The organism is Streptomyces botrytidirepellens, from assembly GCF_003721215.1.
Taxonomy (GTDB): Bacteria; Actinomycetota; Actinomycetes; order Streptomycetales; family Streptomycetaceae; genus Streptomyces; species Streptomyces himastatinicus.
Map to the genome: position 1 here is coordinate 1 of NZ_RIBZ01000676.1, position 6260 is coordinate 6260.

At 68.6% G+C, this 6260-nt stretch carries 5 protein-coding genes; all 5 read right to left on the reverse strand.

Going from position 1 to position 6260, the window contains the following annotated elements; genetic code table 11:
• Positions 1-67: 67 nt before the first annotated feature.
• Complete coding sequence (locus EEJ42_RS35430; protein WP_123106317.1) at positions 68-784, reverse strand: ABC transporter ATP-binding protein; 717 nt, start codon at positions 782-784, stop codon at positions 68-70.
• Positions 781-1671 (reverse strand): ABC transporter ATP-binding protein, encoded by an 891-nt coding sequence (locus tag EEJ42_RS35435; RefSeq protein ID WP_123106318.1) that lies wholly within the window; start codon positions 1669-1671, stop codon positions 781-783. The genes EEJ42_RS35430 and EEJ42_RS35435 overlap by 4 nt, the downstream gene beginning before the upstream one ends.
• Positions 1668-3407, reverse strand: coding sequence for a branched-chain amino acid ABC transporter permease (locus EEJ42_RS35440; protein WP_123106319.1), 1740 nt, complete (start codon positions 3405-3407; stop codon positions 1668-1670). The genes EEJ42_RS35435 and EEJ42_RS35440 overlap by 4 nt, the downstream gene beginning before the upstream one ends.
• Positions 3408-3419: 12 nt before the next feature.
• Positions 3420-4352, reverse strand: coding sequence for a branched-chain amino acid ABC transporter permease (locus EEJ42_RS35445; protein ID WP_123106320.1), 933 nt, complete (start codon positions 4350-4352; stop codon positions 3420-3422).
• A gap of 109 nt (positions 4353-4461) precedes the next feature.
• Entirely contained in the window at positions 4462-5691 is a 1230-nt protein-coding gene (locus tag EEJ42_RS35450; RefSeq protein ID WP_123106321.1) for a branched-chain amino acid ABC transporter substrate-binding protein, read from the reverse strand.
• Positions 5692-6260 lie beyond the last annotated feature (569 nt).

Consider the following 6260-nt stretch of genomic DNA (forward strand, 5'->3'; position numbering starts at 1 on the left):
AGGGGCTGACGCGGTGATCGGGGAGGCCCGAGCGGGCCTCCCCGATCACCGCGTCAGTACCCCTCAGTCAGTCCTCGCCGAGGTACGCCTTCCGCACGGACTCGTCGTGCAGCAGCGCCTCCCCGGTCCCGGACAGCACGATCTTGCCGATCTCCATCACATGGCCGTGATCGGCGAGGGACAGGGCGGCCTGGGCGTTCTGTTCGACCAGCAGGATCGTGGTGCCCTGCGCCTTCAGTTCGGCGATGGTCTGCATGATCTTCTGCATCATGATGGGCGAGAGGCCCATCGAGGGTTCGTCGAGCATCAGCAGCTTGGGGCGCGACATCAGGGCGCGGCCCATGGCGAGCATCTGCTGTTCGCCGCCGGAGAGGGTACCGGCGGCCTGGGTGCGGCGTTCGCCGAGGATGGGGAAGAGGTCGTACACCTTCCGTATGTCCGCGGCGATCCCGTCGGCGTCCTTCCGGAGAAACGCTCCGAGCTGGAGGTTCTCGGCGATCGTCAGCCGCGGGAAGATGTGCCGTCCCTCGGGGGAGTGGGCCAGGCCCAGGGCCACGATCTTGTGCGCGGGGACGCCGCTCAGCGGCTTGCCGTTGAAGCGGATGGCGCCGCCGAGCGGGGTCAGCAGGCCGGAGAGGGTGCGCAGGGTGGTCGTCTTGCCCGCGCCGTTGGTGCCGATGAGGGTGACGACCTGGCCGGCCTCGACGCTGAACGAGATCCCCTTGACGGCCTCGATCTTGCCGTAGGCGACCCTGAGGTCCTCGACCTCGAGCAGTGCGGTCACTGTCCGTCCTCCGTACGTGCGTGGGTGGCGCGCCCGGCGGCCTGGTCCTCGGCCGCCTCGACCGCGGCGGCCTCCTCGGCGCCGGGGGCGCCCTCGAAGGGGGTGCCGAGGTAGGCGGCGATGACGCGTTCGTCGCTCTGGACGACGTCGGAGGAGCCCTCGACCAGCTTCTCGCCCTGGACGAGCACGGCGACCCGGTCGCACAGGTTGAAGATGAACCGCATGTCGTGCTCGATGACGAGGACGGCGGTGCCCGTGTCGCGGATGGCGAAGACGAGTTCTTCGGTGGCCCGGGTCTCCTGGGGGTTCATGCCCGCGGTCGGCTCGTCGAGGAGCAGCAGTCCGGGGTCGCTGGCCAGGGCGCGGGCGATCTCCAGCTTGCGCTGTTCGCCGTAGGGGAGGTTGCGGGAGAGGTGGTCGGCCTTGGCGGCGAGGCCGGTGAACTCCAGGAGTTCCATGGCCCGTGCCTTGGAGGCGGCTTCGGCGCGTTTGAAGCCGGGGCCGCGCAGGAGGGCGGACCACAGCCCTTCCTTGGTGCGGGTGTGCCGGCCGACCAGGACGTTTTCCAGGACGGTCATGTTGGCGAAGAGCCGGATGTTCTGGAAGGTGCGGGCGATGCCTGCCTGGGTGACCAGATGGGGTTTCGGCGGCAGGACGGTGCCCCGGTAGGCGACGCGCCCCTCGGTGGGGACGTAGAGGCCGGTGAGGCAGTTGAAGAAGGTGGTCTTGCCCGCGCCGTTGGGGCCGATGAGGCCGACGATCTCGCCGGGGTGGACGTCGAGGTCGACGGAGCGTACGGCGGTGAGGCCGCCGAAGCGCATCGTGACGCCGGTGGCGGTGAGCACGGGGGCGGCCTTCGCGACGGTGGTCGTGGTCATGTCTGTCATGCCTCCGCCTTGGTGACGCCGACGGCGCTGCCGCTGAGGGCGGCCTGGTCGGGCACGTCGAGCTGTCCCGTCTCGTGGTATTCGAGCTGCTGCCGCCGGTTGGGGATGATCCCTTCGGGGCGGAAGCGCATCAGCAGGATGAGCGCGATGCCGAAGGCGAGGAGCTGGTAGTCCTGGAGGAATTCCAGCTTCTCGGGGATGAGGAAGAGCAGGGCCGCGCCGAGGAGGGGTCCGCCGATGGTGCCCATGCCGCCGAGGATGACGGCGGCGAGCAGGAAGGTGGAGTTCGGCGGGACGGGCCCGGCGAAGACGTACTGCTCGGGGACGACGGTGGTCTGGACGTGGGCCCAGATGGTGCCGGCGACTCCGGCGAGGGTGGCGCCGAGGGCGAAGGCGATGAGCTTGACGCGGAAGCCGTTGATGCCCATGGCGGTGGCGGCGGTCTCGTCCTCGCGGATGGCGACCCAGGCGCGGCCGATGCGGGAGTTTCCGGCGCGGCTGAAGATGAGGACGACGATGACGGTGACGAGCAGCATCAGCAGGTAGTAGTTGCTGTTGGAGTCGAGGGTGAGCCCGGCGAAGCTGTGCTCGTCGTCGAAGTTGAAGCCGAAGATCTCCAGCGGCGGGATGTTGGGGACGCCGTTGGGGCCGTTGGTGACGGAGGGCCCTGAGGTGCCGTCGAGGTTGCTGACGGCGATGCGGAAGATCTCGCCGAAGCCGAGGGTGACGATGGCGAGGTAGTCGCCGCGCAGCCGCAGCGTGGGGGCGCCGATGACGACGCCGAAGACGAGGGAGGCCAGGGCTCCGGTGAGCATGGCGGCCCAGAACGGGAAGGTGACGTGGATGGTGGAGGCGGCGGTTCCGGAGACCAGGGCGGCGGTGTAGGCGCCGACGCCGAGGAAGGCGACGTAGCCGAGGTCGAGGAGTCCGGCGAGTCCGACGACGATGTTCAGGCCGAGCGCGACGGTCGCGAAGATGGCGATGTTGACGCCGAGTTCGGTGTAGCTGGCCTTGTCCTGGGTGAAGGGGAAGACCAGTGCGGTCACCAGGGCCGCCACCAGGGTGAGGGAGCGGTAGGTGCTGGTGAGTCCGCTGAGCCGGGTGATGAGCCCGGCCTTGAGGAGCGCGGCGGCGGCGAAGCACAGCGCGATGAGGTAGCCGATGAAGGGCTCGGGGTTGTCCTCGTCGGTCTGGATGCCGTAGTTGACGACGTAGAGGCCGAGGGCGAAGACGGCCGCGATGATGAGGATGTCCGCCCAGGAGGGGAGCTGCCGGGGGCGGCAGACGGGCCGGGTGTCGTCCGGGAGCAGGAACGCGGTGGCGACGGGTACGGCGGTGGCGACGGCGGCGACCCAGCCGCCCGGTTCGAGGTTGACCAGGCCGCCTTGGTCGACGGCGATGGCGATGAGGGTGAACCAGGTGGTGGCGAGGGCGCCGAGGGCCAGCAGCCGCAGGGCCGCGGTGGAGCCCGCGGGGGTGAGCCAGCGCAAGCCCCGGACGTCCAGGGCGGCGACCGCGAACAGCAGGGTGGCCAGGCCCAGGGCGAGGGTGAGGACCTGGAGTCCGCCGGGGTAGCCGTAGACGGTGAGGTCGCCGGGGAAGTCGGAGGTCCAGGTCCAGGCGAGGAAGGTGGAGGCGACGGTGGCGAGGCCGCCGGCCGCGGTGATCGCCCGGAGCAGGGTGGTGCGCGGGGCCGGGGTGTCGGCGCCGGGTGCCTTGCTGATGTGGGTGGTCATCGGTTCACTCCCTCACGCCCGGTCCGCTACGCGTTCGCCGAGCAGCCCCTGGGGCCTGACCAGCAGGACGAGGATGAGCAGGGTGAAGGCCCAGACGTCCTTCCAGGCCCCGCCGCCGAGCTGATCCATTCCGGGGATGTCCTGGATGTATTTGATGGCCAGGGCCTCGGCGATGCCGAGGACGACGCCGCCGAGCATGGCGCCGTAGATGTTGCCGATGCCGCCGAGCACGGCGGCGGTGAAGGCCTTGAGCCCGGCGATGAAGCCCATCTCGAAGTTGATCTGGCCGTACTTGAGCCCGTGGGAGAGGGCGGCGACGGCGGCGAACGCACCGCCGATGGCGAAGGCCATCACGATGATGCGGTCGGTGTTGATGCCCATCAGCTTGGCGGTGTCGGGGTCCTGCGCGGTGGCCTGCATGGCGCGCCCGGCCCGGCTCTTGGAGACGAACAGCCCCAGGGCGAGCATGCACAGCGGGGCGGCTATCAGCAGGAACGCGTCGCCGCGCTGGATGTGCAGACTGTCGCTGATCTGATACGAGCTGCCCTCGAACTGGGGGAAGCTGCGGGCCTTCTTGGCGTCGGGGTAGAACGCCCAGACGGCCTGCTGGAGCGCGATGGACAGACCGATCGCGGTGATCAGCGGTGCCAGCCGGGGGCCGCCGCGCAGGGGCCGGTACGCGAAGCGCTCGGCGGCCGTGGCGATGGCGACCGAGGCCAGGATGCCGCCGATGAGCATCAGCGGCAGGGCCAGCGCCAGCGCGGTGCCGCTGGGCAGCCACAGATAGATGGTGAGGGCGCCGAAGCCCCCGATCATGAAGATCTCGCCGTGGGCGAAGTTGATGAGCTGGACGATGCCGTAGACCATGGTGTACCCGATGGCGATCAAGCCGTAGAGGGCGCCGAGGGTCAGGCCGTTGACCAGCGTTTGCGGCAGTTCGTGCACCGCAGGGCCTCCGATGAGCGTGTCGGATATGACGCCGCGCGAGGGCGCTGGTGTGCGCCCTCGCGCGGTTGCGTTGCTTGGGTGGGCGGGGGTGTTGCCCCGGGCGGCACTAGTCCTTGAAGGTCTCGCTCTTCACGTCCTTCCAGGCGCCGTTCTTCACCTGGTAGACGGTCAGCTGCTTGTTGGTGGTGTCCCCGTACTGGTCGAAGGAGACCTTGCCGGTCACGCCGTCGAAGGAGACCTTGTTCAGGGCCTCGGTGATCTTGGCGCGGGCGTCGTCGGGGAGCTTGCCGTCGTTGTCGGCGACGACCGCCTTGACGGCCTGGATGATGGCCCAGGCGGCGTCGTAGGAGTAGCCGCCGTACGCCCCGTACGGGTCCGGGTACTTCTGGCCCGCGTAGTTCTTGACGAACGTCTTGGCGGAGGGCAGGTCTTCGACGGGGTAGCCGACGGAGGTCGCGAGGTCGCCGTCGTTGTTGGTGCCGGACGCCTTGATGAACGCGGGGTCGTAGATGCCGTCGCCGCCCATCACCGGGACCTGCGCACCGGCCTGCTTGATCTGGTCGGACAGCAGACCGCCCTCGGGGTACTGGCCGCCGAAGTAGACGGAGTCGGCGCCGGATGACCTGACCTTGCCCGCGATGCCGGAGAAGTCGGTCTCCTTGACGGTGAGGTGGTCGGTGCCGACGACCGTGCCGCCGAGGCGCTTGAACTCCTGGGCGAAGATCTTGGCGAGCCCGGCGCCGTAGGTCTGCTTGTCGTCGATGACGAAGACCTTCCGCTTCTTCGCGTCCTTGTAGTAGTACTGCGCGGCGAAGCGGCCCTGGATGATGTCGGTGGTCGCCGTGCGGAAGTACGTCTTGAAGGGGCGGGACTTCTTGCCCGAGGCCCACGCGTCGCCCTGGCTCAGCGCCGGGTTGGTGTTGGCGGGGGAGACCTCGGCCAGGTCCGCCTTGGCGAAGACGCCCTGCATGGACTGGGCGACGCCGGAGTTCAGCGGGCCGACCGTGCCGAGGATGGCGTCCTCGTCCACCATCGACGTGGCGTTCTGCTTGCCGGAGGACGGCACCGCCTGGTCGTCATAGGACTTGATCTTGAAGGTGACGCCCGGGACCTCGTTCTGCTTGTTGGCCACCTTGGTGGCGAGGTCGACGGAGTTCTTGATGCCCTGGCCGAGTGCCGACAGCGAGCCGGTGAGCGGGGCGTCGACACCGATGACGACGGTGGTCTTCTTGTTCTTGTCCCCGCTGTCGGTCTGGCCGCGCGAACCGCAGGCGCTGAGGGTGAGGGCTCCCGCGGTGATCGCGGTCGTCAGGATGAGCAAGGAGCGCTGTCGCACGAAGAATCCTTTCCCTGGCCCGGCCGCCCCTCTGGGTGGGACGCCGTGTCCGCGCCGGTGGACCTGTTACAGCCGTTCGGGCGCTGGCGAACACCCGACGGGGGTCGTGACTGGCTGTGAATGTAAGCGTGGGACGCGTCAGGTGGCAGAGTGCAGCCCATGATGTGACTGTCTTGTTATGACACAGGTCACGTTCCTGTCTCGGTGTAGCGGAACGGAAGGGACGAAGGGGGTCTTTACGGACAATCCATGAGGTCCGGATAGTGAGAAGGTGCAGTTCCGCTAAGGAGTCGAGGGAACTTGCGAACGAAGTGTGGAGACGTGTGCTCGCGGCTACGGAGCGAGGTCATCACGGATGACGTCACGGGGTGCGAGCATCCGATCTTGTATTGCGAACGCATTACGCAGTGTTACAACCGGGGCGAGTGATTCCAGCCCACGCGTGAACGGTGTGCGGACAGGCGCGCAGATCGGCGCGCACACAGAAGCGGCGCCCCCGGATCCGGGGGCGCCGCTTCTATGGGACCGAGGTGGGGCGTTACTTACGGCTTCGGCAGGCCCTCCGCCTC